Here is an 18,787-nt window from a genome sequence, read left to right as displayed (position 1 = left end):
AAAGTCAGAATCTGGATCTTTTGATGGTATCAGAAGTCGCCTTCAATAAGCAGGAGTTTTCTGTTTTCAGAAGAGTGTAGGAGTTGACGATGACCACGACGGATACCCCCAGGATGACTGATTCACCGCTAAGAACCTGCCCTCGCAGCCTGGTGCAGCGCGCCGCAAAACGGGCCCGCTACGACCGGCAAAGTGCCTACGCCCTGATTGACCGGTTGAAAACCGCCCACGTTGGTTTCGTGGAGGATGGCGAGCCACGAATTATCCCGATTACCGTGTGGCGTCTTGATGATGACCTCTATCTGCACACGCTGAATGGTGGGCGACTGTCCAGGCAACTGGCCTCTGGCGCGCTGCTGTGCATTTCGTTTGCGGTGACCAACGAGTGGGTGCTGACCAAGTCGGCCTTCCATCACAGTGCCAACTATGAATCGCTGGTGCTGTTTGGCCGGGCCTTCCCGGTAGCGGATGACGCCAGTTTCGACACCGCGTTCCGGGCCATCATCAATCAGATTGAACCGGGGCGGTGGGAGCAGGTACGGGCACCCAACGAGAAAGAGCGCAAGGCGACGGCTCTGTTTCGGGTGCCCATTGAGGAAGGGGCCTTCAAAAGCCGGACCGGTGGGCCCAACGACGATCCGGAGGATCTGGCGCTGCCGGTCTGGCATGGGACCGTGCCGGCAGCGCGCGAGACCTCAGTTTGAAGTCAGCTTGCTGTAGCTGTTCATCAGGTTCCGGTAATCCGGGATGTGGTTGGAGAACAGCTGGCCCAGGCCCTCGATGTCATTTCTCCAGTCTCGGTGCAGTTCGCAGGCAACGCCGAACCAGGTCATGAGCTGGGCGCCGGCCGCAGACATACGGTCCCAGGCGGAGTCCCGGGTGAGTTCGTTAAAGGTGCCGGAGGCGTCGGTCACAACGAACACATCGAAGTCTTCGGCGAGCGCCGAGAGAGTCGGAAAGGCAACGCAGACTTCGGTGACCACACCGGCCACGATCAGTTGCTTCTTGCCGGTGGCTTTGACGGCCTTCACGAAATCTTCATTGTCCCAGGCGTTGATCTGGCCGGGGCGGGCGATATAGGGGGCATCCGGGAAGGTTTCCTTCAGTTCAGGCACCAGGGGGCCGTTGGGGCCATCTTCAAAGCTGGTGGTGAGGATCGTCGGCAACTGGAAATACTTCGCCAGGTCAGCCAGGGCCAGCACGTTGTTCTTGAACCGGTCCGGATCAATATCGCGCACCAGTGACAGCAGGCCGGTCTGGTGGTCTACCAGCAGCACAGCGGCGTCGTTCTTGTCGAGGCGAATATAGGGTTTGCTCATATCAGTCTCCTTTTGAGTGGTCATGGCGGTCCACTGACGCGCTTGTCAGCGGGGGACAACCTGAGACTAAACCAGCGCCTGGTGGGCGATAAGACTGCTAAACTGACTCGCAGTGTTCCATTTTTAGAACAGTGGCTAGCCCATGCAGGATCTGAACGATCTGTTGTATTTCGTCAAGGTCGTCGAGGCTGGCGGCTTTGCGCCGGCGGAGCGGGCCATTGGCGTCGCCAAATCCAAACTGAGCCGGCGGATCGCCGGGCTGGAGGAGCGGCTTGGGGTAAGGCTGCTGCACCGCTCAACCCGGCGTTTCTCGGTGACCGACATTGGCCAGCGGTACTATGAACACTGCCGGGCCATGCTGATTGAGGCGGAAGCCGCCCAGGAGGCCGTGGACCAGGTGCGAGGAGAGCCCTGCGGGACCATCCGGGTGACCTGTCCGGTCGGTTTGCTGAACTTCCACGTGGGCGAAATGGTGGGTGAGTTCCTGAATCGGTATCCGAGGGTTTCAATGGAGCTGGAAGCCACCAACCGGCGGGTGGACCTGATGGCAGAGGGCGTGGATGTGGCTCTGCGCGTTCGGCCGCTGCCTCTCGAGAACAGCGATCTGGTATTGCGGGTGCTGTCTGATCGTGGCCAGTGCCTGGTGGCAAGCCCAGGGCTCGTGGAACGCATGGGTGGAGAGCCAAAGACGCCGGAGAGCCTGTCGCAGTGGCCGGCCATGACGCGTTCCCAGTCGCTCGCGGATCAGGTTTGGGTTCTTAACCATACGGACGGGGAGCGGAAAGACATCGCTTACAGCCCTCGATACGCCACCACCGATATGGAAGCCCTGAAAAAGGCGGCCCTGGCGGGCGCCGGCGTTGTGCAGCTACCCCTGCTCATGCTGGGCGATGAGCTGGCGAACGGTGCGCTCGTGTGGCTGTTACCGGACTGGGAGCCCAGGCGGGAAGTGATCCACCTGGTGTTCCCCTCCCGTCGCGGAATGTTGCCCGCGGTTCGGGCGTTTATTGATTTCCTCGCCGAGTGCTACGCTCAAATCCAAGAAAATTAGGATATTTATGCGTTTATCCCTCAGGTTGGTTGTTCTTCTGTTTTTGTGTGTTGCCGTAGCCGGGTGCAACCCCGGTGCCGATTCCTCGGGCGCCAATCCCGCCGGGCACAGTGCGCCAACGGCAAGCACTCGTGAGGCTAACCGGCAGGTGCTGCAAGAGCGACCATTTGGTAACCGGGAGGATTTCGAGAACGCCAGGCGTGGCCTGGTTGCCCAGGACCCGGATCTGGTGATTGCGCATCTCGGGGGCGGGGAGGTCTGGAACATGCCAGCCTACGACTTCATCGCCAGCGAGGGCGAGGATGCGCCGGGCTCGGTCAATCCCAGCCTCTGGCGGCAAGCCGCGCTGAACAATATCCACGGTCTGTTCAAGGTGACTAACGGCCTCTACCAGATCCGTGGCTATGATCTGGCCAATATGTCCATTATCGAGGGTGAGACCGGCTGGATTCTGGTGGACCCCCTCACCGCCCGCGAAACCGCCAGCGAAGCCTTCCTGTTCGCCCGGGAGCACCTGGGCGAAAAGCCAGTGCGGGCGATTGTGTTCACTCACAGCCACATTGACCATTTTGGAGGCGTGCAGGGCGTTCTCCAGCATCTGTCTGAAGACGAGAAAGCCAATCTGCGGATCATCGCACCGGCCGGGTTTGAGGAGGAGGCGACCAGCGAGAACATCATTGCCGGCCCGGCCATGACCCGCCGGGCCATGTTCATGTATGGCAAGCGTCTGGCACGGGATGAGCGCGGCCACGTTGGCACCGGCCTGGGCAAGGGGCCGGCCTTCGGGACCTTCGGATTTGCCCCGGCCACAGACCTGATTGGCGAGACTGGTACCGAGCTGGTGGTGGATGGCGTGCCCATGGTGTTTCAAGTGGTCTCCGGTTCCGAGGCGCCCGCCGAGTTCACCTTTTACCTGCCAGAGCACAGGGCGTTTTGCGGCGCCGAACTGGTGAGCCGAAACCTGCACAACCTCTATACTCTGAGGGGCGCCAAAGTGCGAGATGCCAGGCTCTGGAGCGGCTATATCGATGAGGCCAGGACCCTGTTTGCCGACGCCGAGGTCTATTTCGGCAGCCATCACTGGCCGCTGTGGGGGCAGGCCAACGTCCAGGATTTCCTGGCTGTGCAGCGGGACACCTACAAGTTCATTCACGACCAGACCGTGCGGCTGATGAACCAGGGCGCCACGCCCCGGGAAATCGCGAATCAGCTCACGCTGCCGCCGGCGTTGAGCCAAACCTTTCACAACCAGGGCTACTACGGCACTGTCTCCCACAACGCCAAGGCGGTGTACCAGTATTACCTGGGCTGGTTTAGTGGCAATCCGGCCCAGCTCAACCCGCTGCCGGAACCCGAGTCCGCCCGTCGCTACGTTGACATGATGGGCGGTGCGGACAAGGTGTTGGAGAGAGCCAGGGAGGACTATCAGGCCGCGGCCGAAATGGAGCCGGCCGAAGCCCATGACACCTACCGCTGGCTTGCCGAGTTGCTCAATCACGTGGTGTTCGCAGATCCAGAGAATGACCAGGGGAAGGCCCTGTTGGCGCACGTGTATGACCAGCTTGGCTACCAGGCCGAATCCGCACCCTGGCGGGATTTTTACCTGACCGGCGCCTACGAACTGCGCCATGGTGCACCGGAGCAGGGCATTCAGCCGGCGGTGATGCGGGAGGTGCTGCTCAATACGCCGGTGTCACGGTTCTTTGACAGCATGGCGGTGCGCCTGAAGGCCGAGGACGCGGAAGGTGAACACACCACCGTCAGGATTACCTTTACCGACCTTGGGGAAAGCTATCTGCTGACCTTGCAGAATTCGGTGTTGCATCATCGCCTGGCCAGTGCCGATACCCCGGCGGATGCCTCTCTCAGCGTTACTCGACCGCTTTTCGTGGACCTGCTGATTGGCCGCGCCGGCCTGAAGGAGCTGCTGTTCAGTGATGAGATCCAGTTTGGTGGCAGCAGACTGGATCTGATCGGATTCTTCAGTCTGCTGGATAAGCCCGAAGGCCGGTTTAATCTTGTCAGCCCCTGAGGGTTAACCCGTTGTTGCCCGGCGCCGCTGGCGGCGGGCTTCCTCGGCGTGCTTCGAGCGCTGCATCTCAATGTATTGCATGGCATCCGTGCTGATCGGCAGACGCAGGGCGCCTTCCAGGTCATGGCGGTCGTAGCCCAGATCCGACAGCGTGTCGTCCTTTTCCCTGAGCAGGTGCCTCGCCATGCGGCGGAACTGCTGGCGTCTCGAGTACCGCTCCCACATCGCTGCAAGGGGATGCATGGAAGCCGTTGCACGCTGTTCCGTGGTCTTGAGCATGGTAACGCCCCAACAGTTGGTGAATGGTTCGCGGTGCTGGCCGCGAAGCAGCCAGGCTCGACAGTGGCTGACTGCATCCTCCATTCTGGAAGTGACGTTACTTTCAATCAAACGAAAAGAATTTAAAGTCTCGTTCAACTATGCTTAAGGCACAGTATAGGGATACGTGGATACGGGGAGCGCTCGCGTGAAAATTCCATTGCTGGACAGCGATGTACTCAGAAGCTTCGTGGCTATCGCCGAGTGTGGCACCTTCACCAGCGCCGCGAAGGCGGTACACCGGACACCCTCTGCCCTGAGCATGCAGATCAAACAGCTTGAGAAAAACCTCGGAAAAACGCTGTTTATCCGGGAGCCCAGGCAGGTCACGTTGACAGCCGAGGGAGAGGTCCTGCTCGATTACGGGCGCCGCCTGTTGCGTTTGAACGAGGAGGCCGTCCAGCATTTCATCGCGCCAACCCTTGAGGGCAAGGTTGGCATCGGCACCTCCGATGACATCGGCACCCGCATATTGCCGGAAGTACTGGCGGAGTTTGCCAGGAGCTACCCCGCCGTTCAGGTGGACGTGGTTGTAGGCTCAAGTAAGCAGAATCTGGCACGGCTGGATGCCGGCGAACTGGATATGACTCTGGTAACGGTGGCGGACGAAGCCGGCATCAGCCGCGGCGAGATTGTGCATCAGGAACCACTGGTTTGGGCTGGTCGGGAGGGAGCTTCTGCGTTCCAGCGCTCGCCCTTGCCCCTGGCCATGGCCCACGAGGGCTGCGCCTGGCGCCGGATGACGCTGCGCGCTCTGGATCGTGCCGGCATAGCCTATCGGATCGCCTACACCTGTGAACACTGTTCTGGCCAGGAGGCGGCCATGCTGGCCGATCTTGCCATCGCCCCGTTCCCGAAGAGCCTGGTGAAACCGCCGCTTCGTGAGATTACAGGCGAGGCGCTGCCGTCGATTGGCTCCTATCAGCTGGCCTTGGTACGTCGCGGATCCGATCCGTTGAACGACGCTCTCGCCTCGCATGTAAAAGAGGCCCTGCAGAGTCTACGCTGAACTGAACTGTCCCCGGCCCGTCTTTGCTGCCAATTCCGGGCCCATTGCGAACCAGGATAACCCCTCATGACCGAGTATTTTGTTCACGCTTTTATTTACCTGATTGCCGCCGTGATCGCGGTGCCTCTGGCACAACGCTTCGGCCTGGGCTCGGTGCTGGGCTACCTGGTGGCCGGGGTGCTGATTGGACCCGTGGCGGGGCTGGTGGGGCAGGAGGCCACCACCATCCAGCATTTTGCCGAATTCGGGGTGGTGATGATGCTGTTTCTGGTGGGCATGGAGCTGGACCCCAAGGCACTCTGGGCCATGCGGGTTCGCCTGGTGGGTCTCGGTGGCCTGCAGGTGATACTGACCACCGGCGCCGGAATGGCGGTAGCTTCCTGGCTGGGCCTGCAGTGGCAAACGGCATTGGCGGTCGGGCTGATTTTTGCGCTGTCGTCCACCGCGATCGTGCTGCAAACCCTGAATGAGAAGGGCCTGGTGAAAACCGAAGGTGGCCGCAGCGCCTTCTCGGTTCTCCTGTTCCAGGATATTGCGGTCATTCCCATGCTGGCCCTGATTCCCCTTCTGGCCATCCCGGAACTGATGGACTCGACCGCCGCGTCTGCCAACCACGGCGGTCACATGAGCTTGGTCGCGTCATTGCCGGGTTGGGCCCATGGTCTTGTTGTCGTCGCAGCGATTGGTGCGGTGATCGTCGGGGGCCATTACCTGAGCCGCCCGTTGTTTCGTTATGTGGTCCAGTCAGGCTTGCGAGAGGTGTTCACCGCCACCGCCCTCATGCTGGTAATCGGTATTGCCGCCCTGATGAGCCTGGTGAACCTGTCGCCGGCCCTGGGTGCGTTTCTGGCCGGTGTGGTGCTGGCTAATAGTGAATTCCGGCACGAGCTGGAAGCCAACATCGAGCCGTTCAAGGGGCTCCTGCTGGGGCTGTTTTTCATTACCGTGGGTGCCGGGATCGACTTCGCGGTGCTGGGTGAACGGTGGGGCACGGTGGTTTCCCTGGCTATTGCCGTTATCCTGGTCAAGGCGGCCATCCTGCTGGTTCTGGCGCTGGTCTTCCGGGTGCGCGGCAGCAACGGTTGGCTGTTCACCCTTGGCCTGGCGCAGGCTGGTGAATTTGGCTTTGTGTTGCTCACCTACAGCGTTCAGAACCATGTGATTTCCACCGAGATCTCCCAACTCCTCTCACTGGTGGTGGCGCTGTCGATGTTCCTTACGCCTCTGTTGTTCATTGCCTACGACCGGGTGGTATTGCCCCGTTACCGGCGTTCCAAGAACGATGATCGTGATGCCGATGACATTAATGAGCAGGCGCCAGTGATTGTGGCCGGGGTAGGTCGGTTCGGCCAGATCGTCTGCCGCCTGTTGCGGGCCAACAACATTCCGATTGTGGCGCTGGACCACGAGATTGAGCAGATCGAGAACCTCAGGCAAATCAACATCAAGAGTTTCTTTGGTGATGCCAGCCGCCCGGACCTTCTGGAGACCGCCGGCATTGAACAGGCCCGGCTGCTGGTGGTGGCCATTGACGATCGCGACCGGTCTGTGCAGATGGTGGAGCATGTAAAACAGTTCTTCCCGGGCGTCTGGGTGCTGGCCCGGGCCTTCGACCGGGGCCACGGTTACCGGCTGCGCCAGGCCGGGGCGGACGATGTGGTGAGTGAAACCTATCATTCCGCCCTGGAACTGGGCGGCCACGCCCTGACCGCCATGGGCGTGCACCCCATGCGGGCCCGACAGATGACCTGGGCCTTCCTGGACAATGAAAAGGCCCATGAAGATGAGCTGTTTGAGGCGTGGAAAGACATTGAGGAAGGCATTCGTTTCAGTCCACGTTACGGTGAGCTGTTCATGAAGCTGGAGGAAGCTCTGAGCAGCGCCATGCAGCAGGACTGGGAAGAACCGAAGCAGGAGGACGTGCCGGTATGGCGGCCGCCCTCCCGTTGATGCTTGGCGTTGGGGGCGATGTGGTCAATTCGGCTTGAGAGGTCTGTATGGTATTCGGCAAAACCCTTGTTGTTTCCGGGTTGGCCCTGGCGGCCCTGGCGGTCCTGGCGGAGAGTTGTCTGGCCGCAGAGCCCGAGACCAATCGCGATAACTGCGTTGCCAGCGAGGTACAGCCAAAAGCCATTGATCTGGACAAACCCAGGGATCAACTCGCCCGCCAGAGCGATCTGGTGATACCCGAGGGCGCCCGTATCGGCGAGATCCGGATACTCCGGCGCCCGATCTTTGATACCAGCGATCCGGACCAGGACAACTTTCTGTACCGGACCCTGAATACACTGAATACGCCCACCTGGACATCGGCCTTGCGTTCGCAGCTGGTGTTTGAGGAAGGCGATCTTTACCAACCCGGGCTGATTTCCGAATCCGAGCGTGTGCTCCGGCAGCGGGAGTATCTGACGGCGGCCTGGGTGGGCGTTACCCGGGTCTGTGGTGACGAAGTGGAGGTTAGCGTACTTACCCGGGACACCTGGACCCTGCTGCCCAGTGTTGGACTATCCCGCTCGGGCGGTGAGAATACGTCCAATATCGGTCTCTCGGATCCGAATTTCATCGGGTCTGGCAAGAACGTCGGCATCTCCTACGAGAAGGATCCGGATCGTACCGAAACCAGCGTGTTTTTCGACGACCCAAACGTATTGGGCTCGCACTGGCAGTCCGGCTTCTCGTTTGAAGAGCGCAGCGATGGGCGGGGCCGGAGCCTTTACCTCGAGCGCCCGTTTTTCAGTGAGGCAACGCCCTGGCGCTTCGGCATCAGCGGCCTGGACGATACCCGGGAGGAATCCCGTTATGTCGGTGCCGAGGCCATTGCGGATTATCGCCGTAAGCAGGAGCACTTCAGTATCGACGGTGGCTGGCGCCTGGCGGAGCGTGGCAGCCGCCAACTCCGGCTGCTGGCCGGTTACCGGTACGATGCCCTGGAGTTCGAACGTCTGCCGGAGGAACCCAACCTGGATGTACTTCCGGAAGACCGCACCCTGAGCTACCCCTGGGTGGGGTTTGACTATCGCCAGAACCGGTTTCGGGAAATGACCAACCTGACCCGGTTACAACGGGTGGAAGACGTTCGGGACGGTTTTGTGTGGCGCACGGAACTGGGGTATTCCGGCTCCGGCCTGGGTGCTACCGAAGACCGGGTGGTGCTCAATATGGACTTCCAGGATGCCCTGCTGGCGACCGAAACCAATTACGCCCGTTATTCCCTTGCCCAGAGTGGCACCTACCGGATGGACGAGGATCGCGTGGAGAACTTGTCCGGAACCCTTGGGCTTGAGTATTTTCACGGGGGCTCCGAGCAATGGAACAGCTGGTACACCAATCTCACCTTCACCGCGGCCCACAACCTGACCGCCGATCAACAGTTGCTGATCGGCGGTGACAACGGCCTGCGCGGGTACCCGAGCGATTACCAGCAGGGCAATCGGCGCGTGCTCTGGACCCTGGAGCGGCGCTATTTTCCAGATTGGCACCCGTTCAAGCTGTTCCGGCTTGGTGGCCTGATCTTCACCGATGTCGGCCGCGCCTGGTTTACAGATGGCCGAAACAGCGGCCCGGACGAGGGCATACTCCGTGACGTGGGCTTCGGGTTAAGACTGGCCTCCAGCCGCATCGAGGTGCAACGGATGCTGCACCTGGATTTCGCCTTTCCACTCGATGGCGACGACAGCATTGATGAGGTGCAGATTCTGGTGCGCGGTCGTAGCCAGTTTTGAGTGGCGCGGCCGCGCCGGTTTGTTCAGGCCGGCGCCACACCAAACAACCACTGGTGCGCCCACATCACCATGACAACATAAACCGCAAGGCCCCCGGCAACGGCGATTATGTCGTTGGCCTTGCTGCTTGGCAGGGTGGGGATGTTGCGCTGGGTTCGGCGCTTCATGGAAATACGGTCGGCAACGGCCCAGGCCAGAAAGGAACCGAACAGCAGAAGATCGTGGAGCATGCCGTTCGCCAGCAGGTGTGCCAGTGCCCAGAGTTTCACCGCAGCCAGCATCGGGTGGCCCAGTTTTGCCTTGATCCTGCCCGGAAAGTAGGTGGCAAAGAGCAGAGGGAAGACAGGGAGCAGAAGCAGGAAGGCCAGATGCTTGAGCCAGCCCGGTGGCGTGTAGATCACGGTCGGATCCATGCGGGCGGCCCCATAGCCCCAGACGATCAGCACAAGGCCTGCCAGGGAGACGAGAGAATAGAGGCCCTTGAAGGGGCCTTCGCCCATGGCCACGCTGAGTCGGTTTCTGAAAGGTTCGTTGATAATCGACAGTGAGTGAACGCCAACAAACAGGATCAGACCGACAATCAATGTGGTCATGGGCAGAACTCCTTTGCCTGTGGGCCAGTATCAGTGAGCCCGGAACCCCGGGCTGTGTGAACGAAGGATAGTACAGGAAACCGGGACAGACGATGCCTGAACGTTTATGATCGGCGTCCTACTCATTGTATTCACAGGGCGCCATGAAGTTTCCGAAGGTCACCGTTGTACTGGTTACTGCCGCACTGCTGTATGTTCTTTGGGATCAGAGCGGTGAACAACCCGAACCGGTTGATGCCAGCCGCCTGGCTAACCTGCACGCCAACCCGGTTGAATTGGCGCAGGCGGTGGACTGGATTTTCAACCAAATTCCGGAGTTTTGCCGGGACGCGGGAGGCGCGGGTGAGCAGGCGAAACATCACCAGGCGTGTGTCAGCGCCGCTAAGGCCCGAACCTCCTCCTGCCGGCGGATGCTCTACGAACGTTTTCCGGACCCTGTTGCCACGGGAGCGGTATTGCGTGATATCACCCTGACGGCCATGGAATGCCTGGTGCCCCGTTCAGGCCTTGTTCAGTAACCACTGTCCTTCCTGCCCGCCGTGTCTGCTCCAACGTTAATAGCCGTCGTTAGCTTCTCTTCTGTAGGCTGATGGCGTGAGCCCGAACCTTGCTCGGAACGCCCGACTGAACTGGCTGGAATCATTGAATCCACAGGTGAGCGCGACAGCAGTGATTTTGAGTCGGCTGGTACGCAGCAAGTCACGGCTGCGCAGTAATCGCTGCTCCTGAACGTATTGGTACGGTGCACAACCGAACGTCGCCCTGAAAAGCCTGGCAAAGTGATAGGGACTCAAGTTCACCCAACTGGCCATGCCTGCAAGAGTCAGTGGCTCGCTGAGATGATCGTTTATGCGTTCTTGTAGCAGGCGCCGGTGTTGAAGTGCCAGCTGTCCCGTTACCTCTGGCAGTCTCTGTGGAACGTCAGAATGGCGGCTGACGATCTGAAGCAGAAGCCATTGCGCGAGATGGTCCATGGCCGGGGTTTGGCCGGCCATCTGCCAGTCGCTCAGCGCAAGGAGTTTGCCCGCCTGCGCGAGGACCGGATCCTCACCGTGGTAGAGCTCGGAGAGCTGACACTTGTCGGGGTCGACATCCAGCGTCTGCTCCGCGCACCGTGCAACATCGAGGTCACTGAAATAGAAATGGAAGAACTCGAAGTGACCATCGATTTTCCAGCGGGAGCGGCTGCCGGCGGGAAATAAGCAAACGGCCCCGGGAAATCCATGACTGACCACTTTGCCGTTCACTATCCGGCTGGCTTGTTGACCGTTGTCGGTGTAAATGCTCAGGGCGTGGTGCCGTGGCCGCTCGTAACGCACCTCGCCCTGATGGTTCTGCCATTGAGCCAGCGCACGCCCCTGGCCGAGTTCCAGAATCCGCTTGGGTGCGACGCCTGCGGTGCGCAAGGTGTCAACAATATCCCGGTTGGACGGGCGTTCTGTCAGGGGTTCGGGATCAGTCTGCATAAAGGGCCTCCGCAGGAATCATCCATGGTTCAGCAGGATCTGACAAGCTTCCGAGGTCACTCCAGTCATACTCTGATCAGCCGTTGGTGATGGTCACAAAGTGTGGAAGGACGCAGTGGTATGCCAATTTCTGTTCATTACGGGTTGACGGTACTGATCTGGGGCCTCACCTGGACCGCGATTCGTCTCCAGGTTGAAACAGCTCCGGTGGATCTCTCCGTTTTTTATCGGTTCGTCATGGCTTCTGCCGTGGCGTTGGTGGTTCTTGCTCTGGTGCGCAGGCTTGAGAAACTCACGCTCCAGCAGCACGGCTGGCTCGTTCTTCAGGGAGCAACCCTCTATAGCGTGAACTTCCTGCTGATCTACCGTGCCGCCGAGTCCATGACCAGCGGCCTGCTGGCGGTGGTGTTCTCACTGGCCGCTCTGTTCAATGCGTTGAATGGCTGGCTCTGGTTGCGCCTCAAGCCGACCGCGCGGTTGTATCCGGCGGTGGCTCTGGGTATCAGCGGGGTGGCCCTGCTGTTCTGGCACGATCTGCAGCTGGGTAATGCAACCGCTGCCAGCATTCTGTTCGCCATGGCTGGTACTTTCTGGTTCTCAATGGGTAACCTGGTCAGCATCAAGGTGAGGATGTCCAAGGTACCGTTATTTCTCGCAAACGCCTGGGCCATGGTTTACGGCGCCCTGATTCTGGGAGTCTGGTGCCTGATTCAGGGCGTGGAGTGGGTGGTGCCTACGGCAGCCACTTTCTGGGGGGCAACGGTGTTCCTTGCCGTGCCCGGCTCAATCATCGCGTTCTACAGCTACATCACGGTCATCCAGACCCTGGGCGCCGACAAGGCCGGTTACGCCACCGTACTGTTCCCTGTCGTTGCGCTGAGCGTATCAACCTGGCTCGAGGGTTTTGAGTGGACCGCGACTGCAGTACTTGGTGCCTTCCTCGCGCTGCTTGGCAATTACGTTCTATTCCGGTCGGCCCGGGCGTAGCGCCGGTGCAATTCGAAAATCGCTTCCGCAAGCGCCGGAAACGGGCCCTCCGTCGGAACGCCGGGCACCACCTGATGGATCGGAAGGGTGGCAACCGGTGGCGGCGTGACATGCAGCTCATCCAGCCACTGCGAAAGCTGTTCCGAAGAACTGGCGTAAACGATGCGACCCAGCCCGACCCAGCCGTGGGCGGCGGCGCACATGGGGCAGTGCTCGCCAGAGGTGTAGACGGTGGCCGCAGTGCGCTCGTCCGGAGTCATGTTCTCGGCCGCCCAGCGGGCAATCGCGAATTCCGGGTGGCGGGTCTCGTCGCCGTCGGCCGTTTCATTGTGTCCCTCGTACCGCACCGCGCCGGTGCCATCAACCAGCACTGAGCCAAACGGCGGGTTGTCGCTGTCTACGGCCATTCTCGCAAGCTCCACGCAGCGGCCGAGGTGTTTCATATCGGTTTCGTTGATCACAGGACCTCCTTCACAGCTGTCATGGTCAGGGTAGTACATTCAGAGGGTGCGGCCTTTTTGTGCTCCTCCAGCCCATTGATTATGATTTTGGTTGAAGAGTTCACAATTTAATACACGAAAACGTTTCGGTCAGAGGATGGCCAGACGCTAGGATTGGAATGGATAAATCATAAAAGAATAAGAGGCCTTTTCGATGACCAACGCCGTGGGTAGCTGGTCATGTTGACGTCCAGAGCTGTCGGTTGTGTTGTTTCGGTCCTGCTGATGCTGCTGGCATCTACTGCTGTTTCCGCAGAGCCTGTCACTATCCCGGTGACAGCCTCGTCTCCCGTGCCCTCCCAATTTGAGGCCTTGGAAGATGCCGCCGGTACAGCCACCCTGGATGAGGTAAGCCAGCTTGCCGGGGCGAACTGGCAGGCGTTGCCATCGGGCAGCGCCACCTTTGGTATCACCTCTTCGGTTTACTGGTTGCGGTTCGCCTTGCAGAACGAATCGGACGAAACCCTCAACCTCATTGCAGAGCTCGCCTACTCACAGCTGGACGACGTTGTTTTTTACGTTCTCGCGAACGGTCAGGTGGAACAGCAGTTCAAGACCGGGGACGGTCGCCCCTTCTATCCACGCCAGGTCGACCACCCGAACATGCTTTTGCGGTTCGATCTGTCGCCCGGTCAGCGCAAGACGGTTTACATCCGGGTTGAAACCGCAGGCTCAATGATCCTCCCGCTGAACCTCTGGCGTGCAGACGAATTCTTCGCCGCCGCCTCCAACGAGCAGAAGCTGCACTTTTTTTACTACGGTAGCCTTACGGTCATCATTCTGATCAACCTGGCCGTTTTCCTGACTCTGCGTGAGAAGCTGTACCTCTACTACGCGTTGGCGATCTCTGGCTATTTGCTGTTTTTCGCGTCCATCAAGGGGTACAGCTTCCAGCTCCTGTACCCGGATTCCCCGGATATTCATGCCCGGGCTCTGCTGGTGTCCATGCCTGTGCTTGCGCTGTTCTCGGTGCTGTTCTGCAGGCAGCTGCTGCGCATCCCCTCGCACAGCCCGAAACTGGATATCGCCATACGGGCCATGATTGGTTTTGAGATCATCAACTTTGTGGCCGCGCTGACCCTCGACTACAACTCCGCCATCGTGCTGTCGGCTATCTCGGCACTGTTTTTCTTCTCGCTTCTGTTCGTCGCCGGCCCCATTACCTGGGCCGCCGGTGTTCGCGCCGGGGCTTTTTTCACCATCGCCTGGACGCCTCTCACCATCGGCGTGCTGGCCACGGCCGGCAGGGCACTTGGCTTCTTCCCCGAGAACTTCATGACCGAGCATGCCATGCAGATTGGCTCCGGTCTGGAAGCGTTCATTCTTACCCTTGCCCTCGCAGATCGGCTCTACCGCGAGCGGGAAGAGAAGATCCGGGCGCAGGCCGAGGCGCTGCGTACCGAGAAAGCCCGTAACGAGGCTCAGAACAGCCTGAATGAGGCGCTCACCCACGACGCGGTAACCGGGCTGCCTAACCGGAACCGGTTTGAGCGGATGGTCAACGATCAGTTCCAGAGGGATCCGCACGGCCATTACATGGTGGGGGTTGCCCGCATCACCCGTCTGGATGAGATCAATCGTACCCTCGGCCTCAATCGCAGTGAGCGCCTGCTGCAACGCCTTGCCGGGCAAATGACCGAACTTGCCCGGAACCTGCCCTACATCCTGCGCGTGCACGATTCCCTTGGTCGCGAGGAGCTGGTTTATCAGTTGTCCGGAGACACCTTCGGGCTGCTGGTGGATGCCAGCCAGGTGAATGATAACTTCAGCCAGCTCAACGCCGTACTCAGGCAACTGTCCGAACCTGTGGTTCTGGACAGCCTCGCCATTGAGTTGCACCCCCGATTCGGGGCAGCCAGCTACCCCGCCCATGGCAGCAATGCGGCCTTGCTGATCCGCAATGCCCATGTGGGCATGGAGATCACCCCCCATGGGCCCTATGAAACCGGTTTCTATTCCCAGGAATACGACATCTACAGCGAGAGCCGGCTCACCCTGATGTCCGATCTGCGAGAGGCCTTGCTGGAGGACCGGGCAGAACTCTATTACCAGCCCAAGTTCTGTCTGAACAGCCGGAGTGTGACCGGGCTGGAAGCCCTCGTACGCTGGAATCACCCGCAGCGGGGCTGGGTCGGGCCCACGGATTTCATTCCACTCGCCGAAGAAACGGGCGTGGTCAATCAACTGACGCGCTGGGCGGTGGAGCGAGGGGTTCGGGAACTGGCGATGCTGCTGAATCGCCACCCCGAGCTTACCCTTTCCATCAACATTTCCGCCCGGGACCTCGGTTCCGTTGGCCTGAAAGGCTGGATTACCTGGGTTCTTGAGCAGTATCAGGTTGCTCCTGAAAAGCTCACGCTGGAGCTGACAGAGACCGCCGCCATGGACGATCCGGAGAAAGGCCTTGGCGCACTGAAAGCGCTGGCGGAAATTGGTCTCAGGATCTCCATCGACGACTTCGGCAGCGGCTATTCCTCGCTCTCCTACCTGAAGCAGTTGCCGGCAACCGAGCTCAAGCTGGATCGCTCTCTGCTCGAGGATATCCACATCAGCGAGAGCTCCCGCCTGATTGTCGGTACGGCGGTTACCATGGCTCACAACCTGGGCTACGAAGTTGTCGCCGAAGGGGTCGAGAGCGAGCAGACGGCCCAGGTGCTGGCGGATCTTGGATGCGACCGGCTCCAGGGATTCTGGATCGCCAGACCCATGCCGCTCCCGGAGCTCGCGTCCTGGCTCTCGGACCAGCCCGCAACCGCCGGACTGAGAGCCGAGTAGCAGCGGGCCTGGCCCGACGCCGGGCCCAGGCAATGGCATCGGCCCCTGGGCTGGACTAGGCTTTCAGGAAGGTGAGGGTAAGGGGCGAAGAACAGCACGTCCGATTGCCCGATTTTCTGACTGGGGGCGCCCGGAGGGCTGATGCTGGAGTCTTTTGAAGCCGGATTGACGGCCTGGTTGTGGCCGGGCTTTTCGGCGATTCTTGGAGTGTTGGCCACTTACGTTGTCTACCGGCTGGCGTTGGCCGTGTTCCGGCACTTTTCCGCGTCGAGAACCGTGCTGCGCCTTTTCCTGGATGCCGCCGCCCGGGCCCTGGGGGTGGTGTTCTGCCTGCTCACCCTGACCGGGATGTTGAAAGCCGCGCCCCCGGACCTGCCATTGATCGCCGCCATTCAACAGATAACCACCCTGCTTCTGGTGCTCGCCATTACCTGGGCAGCGGTGCGATTGACCTCAGCCATTGGCGAGGTGATTGTCGCCATGAACCCGGTGCTCGAGGGCCAGTGGAAGCGGGCCCGAAAGGTGGAGACCCAGACCCGCTTCCTGGTGCGCGCCCTCAATATCCTGATCGTCATCATTGGACTGGGCGCAGCCCTGATGACCTTCGAGTCGGTTCAACACATGGGGGCCAGCCTGCTGGCCTCTGCCGGCGTGGGCGGGTTGATCCTCGGTTTTGCCGCCCGCCCGGTGCTGAGCAACCTGCTGGCGGGCATGCAGATTGCCCTGACCCAACCGTTCCGCATCGACGATGTCCTGCACGTGCAGGGCGAGTGGTGCTGGGTGGAGGAGGTAACGGCCACCTACGTGGTGCTGCGGGTGTGGGACCTTCGCCGGCTGGTGGTGCCCCTGCAATGGTTTATCGAGAACCCGTTCCAGAACTGGTCCCGGAACACCTCCGACCTGCTCGGGGCGGTGTTTATCTGGGTGGATTACACCATGCCGGTGGAACCGCTCAGACAGGAATTCGACCGTGTGCTCAGCGAATCAAAACTTTGGGACGGTGGCTTTTCCTCGGTGCAGGTCACCGATTCGAGCGACCAGGCGATCCAGATCCGCTTTCTGATGAGTGCGTCCGATTCAAGCCGGAACTGGGACCTCAGGTGTGCGGTTCGGGAGGCCATGGTAACCTTCATCCAGCAACACTACCCGGCACAGCTCCCGAGACTGAGGGCACGGGTGGTGGAAAACTGAGACTTTGAAGGATCTTTCATGAGCCAGAAAACTGTCTGGATTACCGGCGCCTCCTCCGGCATCGGTGAAGCCCTTGCCCTCCAATACGCCAAAGACCATGCCCGCCTGGTACTGTCCGCCCGCCGGGAAGACGAGTTGCAGCGTGTGGCCAAGCGCTGTCACGATGCCGGCCTGGCCAAGGACGACGTGCTGGTGCTACCTCTGGATGTGACCGATTGGGCTGCCCTGCCCGGGAAGGTCCAGGCGGTGCTCGACACCTTCGGCCAGATCGACCTGCTGGTGAACAACGCCGGCGTGTCCCAGCGCTCCCTGTGCAAGGACACCGACATGGCGGTGTACCAGAAATTGATGGACGTCGACGTGATGGGCCAGATTGCCCTGACCAAGGCGGTGCTGCCGCATATGCTGGAACGGGGTGCGGGGCACCTGGCCATTACCTCCAGCGTGGCGGGCAAGGTTGGTGTGCCCATGCGTACCGGCTACTGCGCGGCCAAGCACGCGGTGATGGGCTTTTTCGACGCGCTGCGGGCCGAAGTGGAAGGGCAGGGCATCAGTGTCTCTACCATCACACCGGGTTTCATACGCACCGACATCTCACGCAACGCTCTCGCCGGTGACGGCTCCGCCTACGGCCGCGAGGACGAAGACATTGCCGGCGGCATGAACGTGGATGAGTGCGCCGAAGTGATGTTCAAGGGACTGACGGCGAAGAAGCGGGAGATCCCCGTGGGCAAGGGCAAGGAAATGGCAGCCCTCTGGCTCAAGCGCATTGCCCCCGAGGCTCTGTTTCGCATGACCAAGGCCAGGGCCTGATACAAGTTTAAGGCAAATACTATGAGTAACGACGAACTGAACCGGGTCAGCGACATGGATGGCGAGGACCGGTATGAGTACTTTCTGGACCAGGTGGCGGAGAGCCGGGAGGTCTGGATTCTGGTCAACGGCAACAGCCAGTTCCTGAAGATTGCCTCGGATGACGGCGATGTGGAATACCTGCCGGTATGGCCGGCCTCTGAGCTTGCCTCCGCGTATGCCAATGGCGAAGACTCGCTGACACCCCGCAGCATTACACTGCCGGATTTCTTCCGGAAGTGGGTGCCCGGTCTGACGGGAGACGGGCTGGAAGTAGGCGTGTTCCCTGGCGCAGATGGCACGGTCTGGCTGACCGAGCCGGAGGAGCTCAAGCGGGATCTCCAGGATGTGATGTCCGATTTCTGATCCACTTGAATTTCGGTTCGCTGCCCCGACGTTTCGGGGAACACTGAATCACAGGCCGACTTATCATGACTGACACTCGACACATCGTTTGTCCCCACTGCCACAAACTGAACCGGGTACCGGCCGAGAAGCTTTCCTCCGGCGGAAACTGCGGCGCCTGCAAGCAGCCCCTGTGGCCCGACAGAATTCTCGAACTGACCGACCAGACTTTCGCCACCCACACCGGACGCAGCGATGTCCCGGTGCTGGTGGATTTCTGGGCCAGCTGGTGCGGCCCCTGCAAGATGATGGCGCCCCAGTTTGAGCAGGCGGCCAGGGACTGGCGGGGCAAGGTGCGTTTTGCCAAGCTGAACACCGAACAGGCCCAGGGCACGGCAGGCCAGTACGGCATTCGCAGCATTCCCACACTGATTCTTTTCCAGAACGGCCGCGAAGTGGCCCGCCAGAGTGGCGCCATGAATCAGGCGCAGATCAGCCAATGGCTGCAGTCGAAGGGCTTTCGCTAGACTCACAGAGGTTTTGCGCGTCGGTCATTTAAACGCCACATTGGCTCAGGCCCTGTGGTTACAGGGCTGAGCGCAGCTATCCGAGCGGTTCCCACAAAGT

The 18,787-nt window shown here is 60.4% G+C and carries 18 protein-coding genes; 13 read left to right on the top strand and 5 right to left on the bottom strand.

All coding sequences use genetic code 11. From position 1 onward, the window contains the following. Nucleotides 1-89 precede the first annotated feature (89 nt). Nucleotides 90-704 (top strand): pyridoxamine 5'-phosphate oxidase family protein, encoded by a 615-nt coding sequence (locus BM344_RS06220; protein WP_091987270.1) that lies wholly within the window; start codon nt 90-92, stop codon nt 702-704. On the opposite strand, the gene ycaC is transcribed toward BM344_RS06220, so the two are convergent. Beyond that, on the bottom strand, nt 696-1,319 hold the full coding sequence (ycaC, locus tag BM344_RS06215; RefSeq protein ID WP_091987269.1) for an isochorismate family cysteine hydrolase YcaC: 624 nt from the start codon (nt 1,317-1,319) through the stop codon (nt 696-698). The two genes, BM344_RS06220 and ycaC, sit on opposite strands and share 9 nt — an antisense overlap. A gap of 142 nt (nt 1,320-1,461) precedes the next feature. Between ycaC and BM344_RS06210 the strand changes: the two genes are divergently transcribed. Continuing rightward, nucleotides 1,462-2,370, top strand: a complete 909-nt coding sequence (locus BM344_RS06210; RefSeq protein WP_091987266.1) for a LysR family transcriptional regulator — start codon at nt 1,462-1,464, stop codon at nt 2,368-2,370. Nucleotides 2,371-2,377: 7 nt separating this feature from the next. Next, complete coding sequence (locus BM344_RS06205) at nt 2,378-4,402, top strand: alkyl/aryl-sulfatase (protein WP_091987265.1); 2,025 nt, start codon at nt 2,378-2,380, stop codon at nt 4,400-4,402. A gap of 3 nt (nt 4,403-4,405) precedes the next feature. Here the strand turns inward: BM344_RS06205 and BM344_RS06200 are convergent, their stop codons facing one another. Further along, nucleotides 4,406-4,765: a hypothetical protein gene (locus BM344_RS06200; RefSeq protein WP_228143559.1), complete on the bottom strand. Its 360-nt coding sequence runs from the start codon at nt 4,763-4,765 to the stop codon at nt 4,406-4,408. Nucleotides 4,766-4,868: 103 nt separating this feature from the next. Here BM344_RS06200 and BM344_RS06195 point away from each other — a divergent pair, with 103 nt between their 5' ends. From BM344_RS06195 to BM344_RS06185, 3 genes are all read left to right on the top strand, one after another. Beyond that, on the top strand, nt 4,869-5,729 hold the full coding sequence (locus BM344_RS06195; protein WP_091987262.1) for a LysR substrate-binding domain-containing protein: 861 nt from the start codon (nt 4,869-4,871) through the stop codon (nt 5,727-5,729). 66 nt (nt 5,730-5,795) lie between these two features. After that, nucleotides 5,796-7,679, top strand: a complete 1,884-nt coding sequence (locus tag BM344_RS06190) for a monovalent cation:proton antiporter-2 (CPA2) family protein (protein WP_091987261.1) — start codon at nt 5,796-5,798, stop codon at nt 7,677-7,679. A gap of 47 nt (nt 7,680-7,726) precedes the next feature. Then, nucleotides 7,727-9,451, top strand: coding sequence for a BamA/TamA family outer membrane protein (locus tag BM344_RS06185; protein WP_091987258.1), 1,725 nt, complete (start codon nt 7,727-7,729; stop codon nt 9,449-9,451). 23 nt (nt 9,452-9,474) lie between these two features. Here the strand turns inward: BM344_RS06185 and BM344_RS06180 are convergent, their stop codons facing one another. After that, entirely contained in the window at nt 9,475-10,044 is a 570-nt protein-coding gene (locus BM344_RS06180) for an NnrU family protein (RefSeq protein WP_091987257.1), read from the bottom strand. Between the two features lie 143 nt (nt 10,045-10,187). Here BM344_RS06180 and BM344_RS06175 point away from each other — a divergent pair, with 143 nt between their 5' ends. After that, nucleotides 10,188-10,562, top strand: a complete 375-nt coding sequence (locus BM344_RS06175) for a hypothetical protein (protein WP_091987254.1) — start codon at nt 10,188-10,190, stop codon at nt 10,560-10,562. A gap of 36 nt (nt 10,563-10,598) precedes the next feature. On the opposite strand, the gene BM344_RS06170 is transcribed toward BM344_RS06175, so the two are convergent. After that, entirely contained in the window at nt 10,599-11,510 is a 912-nt protein-coding gene (locus BM344_RS06170) for a helix-turn-helix domain-containing protein (protein ID WP_091987252.1), read from the bottom strand. Nucleotides 11,511-11,630: 120 nt separating this feature from the next. Here BM344_RS06170 and BM344_RS06165 point away from each other — a divergent pair, with 120 nt between their 5' ends. Next, complete coding sequence (locus tag BM344_RS06165; protein ID WP_091987250.1) at nt 11,631-12,497, top strand: DMT family transporter; 867 nt, start codon at nt 11,631-11,633, stop codon at nt 12,495-12,497. Here the strand turns inward: BM344_RS06165 and BM344_RS06160 are convergent. Continuing rightward, complete coding sequence (locus BM344_RS06160) at nt 12,467-12,958, bottom strand: nucleoside deaminase (RefSeq protein ID WP_228143558.1); 492 nt, start codon at nt 12,956-12,958, stop codon at nt 12,467-12,469. The genes BM344_RS06165 and BM344_RS06160 overlap by 31 nt on opposite strands. A gap of 219 nt (nt 12,959-13,177) precedes the next feature. Here BM344_RS06160 and BM344_RS06155 point away from each other — a divergent pair, with 219 nt between their 5' ends. The 5 genes from BM344_RS06155 (at nt 13,178) to trxC (ending at nt 18,687) form a co-directional block, all read left to right on the top strand. Beyond that, nucleotides 13,178-15,772, top strand: coding sequence for an EAL domain-containing protein (locus BM344_RS06155; protein ID WP_091987248.1), 2,595 nt, complete (start codon nt 13,178-13,180; stop codon nt 15,770-15,772). 141 nt (nt 15,773-15,913) lie between these two features. Next, nucleotides 15,914-16,963: a mechanosensitive ion channel family protein gene (locus BM344_RS06150; protein WP_091987246.1), complete on the top strand. Its 1,050-nt coding sequence runs from the start codon at nt 15,914-15,916 to the stop codon at nt 16,961-16,963. 18 nt (nt 16,964-16,981) lie between these two features. Then, entirely contained in the window at nt 16,982-17,776 is a 795-nt protein-coding gene (locus BM344_RS06145; protein WP_091987243.1) for an SDR family oxidoreductase, read from the top strand. A gap of 21 nt (nt 17,777-17,797) precedes the next feature. Beyond that, nucleotides 17,798-18,181, top strand: a complete 384-nt coding sequence (locus tag BM344_RS06140) for a DUF2750 domain-containing protein (RefSeq protein WP_091987242.1) — start codon at nt 17,798-17,800, stop codon at nt 18,179-18,181. Between the two features lie 65 nt (nt 18,182-18,246). Continuing rightward, a complete protein-coding gene (gene trxC / locus BM344_RS06135) occupies nt 18,247-18,687 on the top strand; it encodes a thioredoxin TrxC (RefSeq protein WP_091987239.1) in 441 nt (146 codons plus the stop codon). Nucleotides 18,688-18,787: the final 100 nt, after the last annotated feature.

Origin of the sequence: Marinobacter gudaonensis (assembly GCF_900115175.1) — a bacterium.
GTDB classification, from domain to species: domain Bacteria; phylum Pseudomonadota; class Gammaproteobacteria; order Pseudomonadales; family Oleiphilaceae; genus Marinobacter; species Marinobacter gudaonensis.
This window is presented reverse-complemented; position numbering and strand designations above follow the sequence as displayed.

What these genes read in the sequence shown, in the direction of transcription:
- BM344_RS06185 (WP_091987258.1), top strand. Translation starts at nt 7,727, where the DNA reads ATGGTATTCGGCAAAACCCTTGTTGTTTCCGGGTTGGCCCTGGCGGCC.
- ycaC (WP_091987269.1), bottom strand. Translation starts at nt 1,319, where the DNA reads ATGAGCAAACCCTATATTCGCCTCGACAAGAACGACGCCGCTGTGCTG.
- BM344_RS06145 (WP_091987243.1), top strand. Translation starts at nt 16,982, where the DNA reads ATGAGCCAGAAAACTGTCTGGATTACCGGCGCCTCCTCCGGCATCGGT.
- BM344_RS06140 (WP_091987242.1), top strand. Translation starts at nt 17,798, where the DNA reads ATGAGTAACGACGAACTGAACCGGGTCAGCGACATGGATGGCGAGGAC.
- BM344_RS06180 (WP_091987257.1), bottom strand. Translation starts at nt 10,044, where the DNA reads ATGACCACATTGATTGTCGGTCTGATCCTGTTTGTTGGCGTTCACTCA.
- BM344_RS06150 (WP_091987246.1), top strand. Translation starts at nt 15,914, where the DNA reads ATGCTGGAGTCTTTTGAAGCCGGATTGACGGCCTGGTTGTGGCCGGGC.
- BM344_RS06200 (WP_228143559.1), bottom strand. Translation starts at nt 4,765, where the DNA reads ATGGAGGATGCAGTCAGCCACTGTCGAGCCTGGCTGCTTCGCGGCCAG.
- BM344_RS06175 (WP_091987254.1), top strand. Translation starts at nt 10,188, where the DNA reads ATGAAGTTTCCGAAGGTCACCGTTGTACTGGTTACTGCCGCACTGCTG.
- BM344_RS06190 (WP_091987261.1), top strand. Translation starts at nt 5,796, where the DNA reads ATGACCGAGTATTTTGTTCACGCTTTTATTTACCTGATTGCCGCCGTG.
- BM344_RS06170 (WP_091987252.1), bottom strand. Translation starts at nt 11,510, where the DNA reads ATGCAGACTGATCCCGAACCCCTGACAGAACGCCCGTCCAACCGGGAT.
- BM344_RS06165 (WP_091987250.1), top strand. Translation starts at nt 11,631, where the DNA reads ATGCCAATTTCTGTTCATTACGGGTTGACGGTACTGATCTGGGGCCTC.
- trxC (WP_091987239.1), top strand. Translation starts at nt 18,247, where the DNA reads ATGACTGACACTCGACACATCGTTTGTCCCCACTGCCACAAACTGAAC.
- BM344_RS06155 (WP_091987248.1), top strand. Translation starts at nt 13,178, where the DNA reads ATGTTGACGTCCAGAGCTGTCGGTTGTGTTGTTTCGGTCCTGCTGATG.
- BM344_RS06210 (WP_091987266.1), top strand. Translation starts at nt 1,462, where the DNA reads ATGCAGGATCTGAACGATCTGTTGTATTTCGTCAAGGTCGTCGAGGCT.
- BM344_RS06220 (WP_091987270.1), top strand. Translation starts at nt 90, where the DNA reads ATGACCACGACGGATACCCCCAGGATGACTGATTCACCGCTAAGAACC.
- BM344_RS06205 (WP_091987265.1), top strand. Translation starts at nt 2,378, where the DNA reads ATGCGTTTATCCCTCAGGTTGGTTGTTCTTCTGTTTTTGTGTGTTGCC.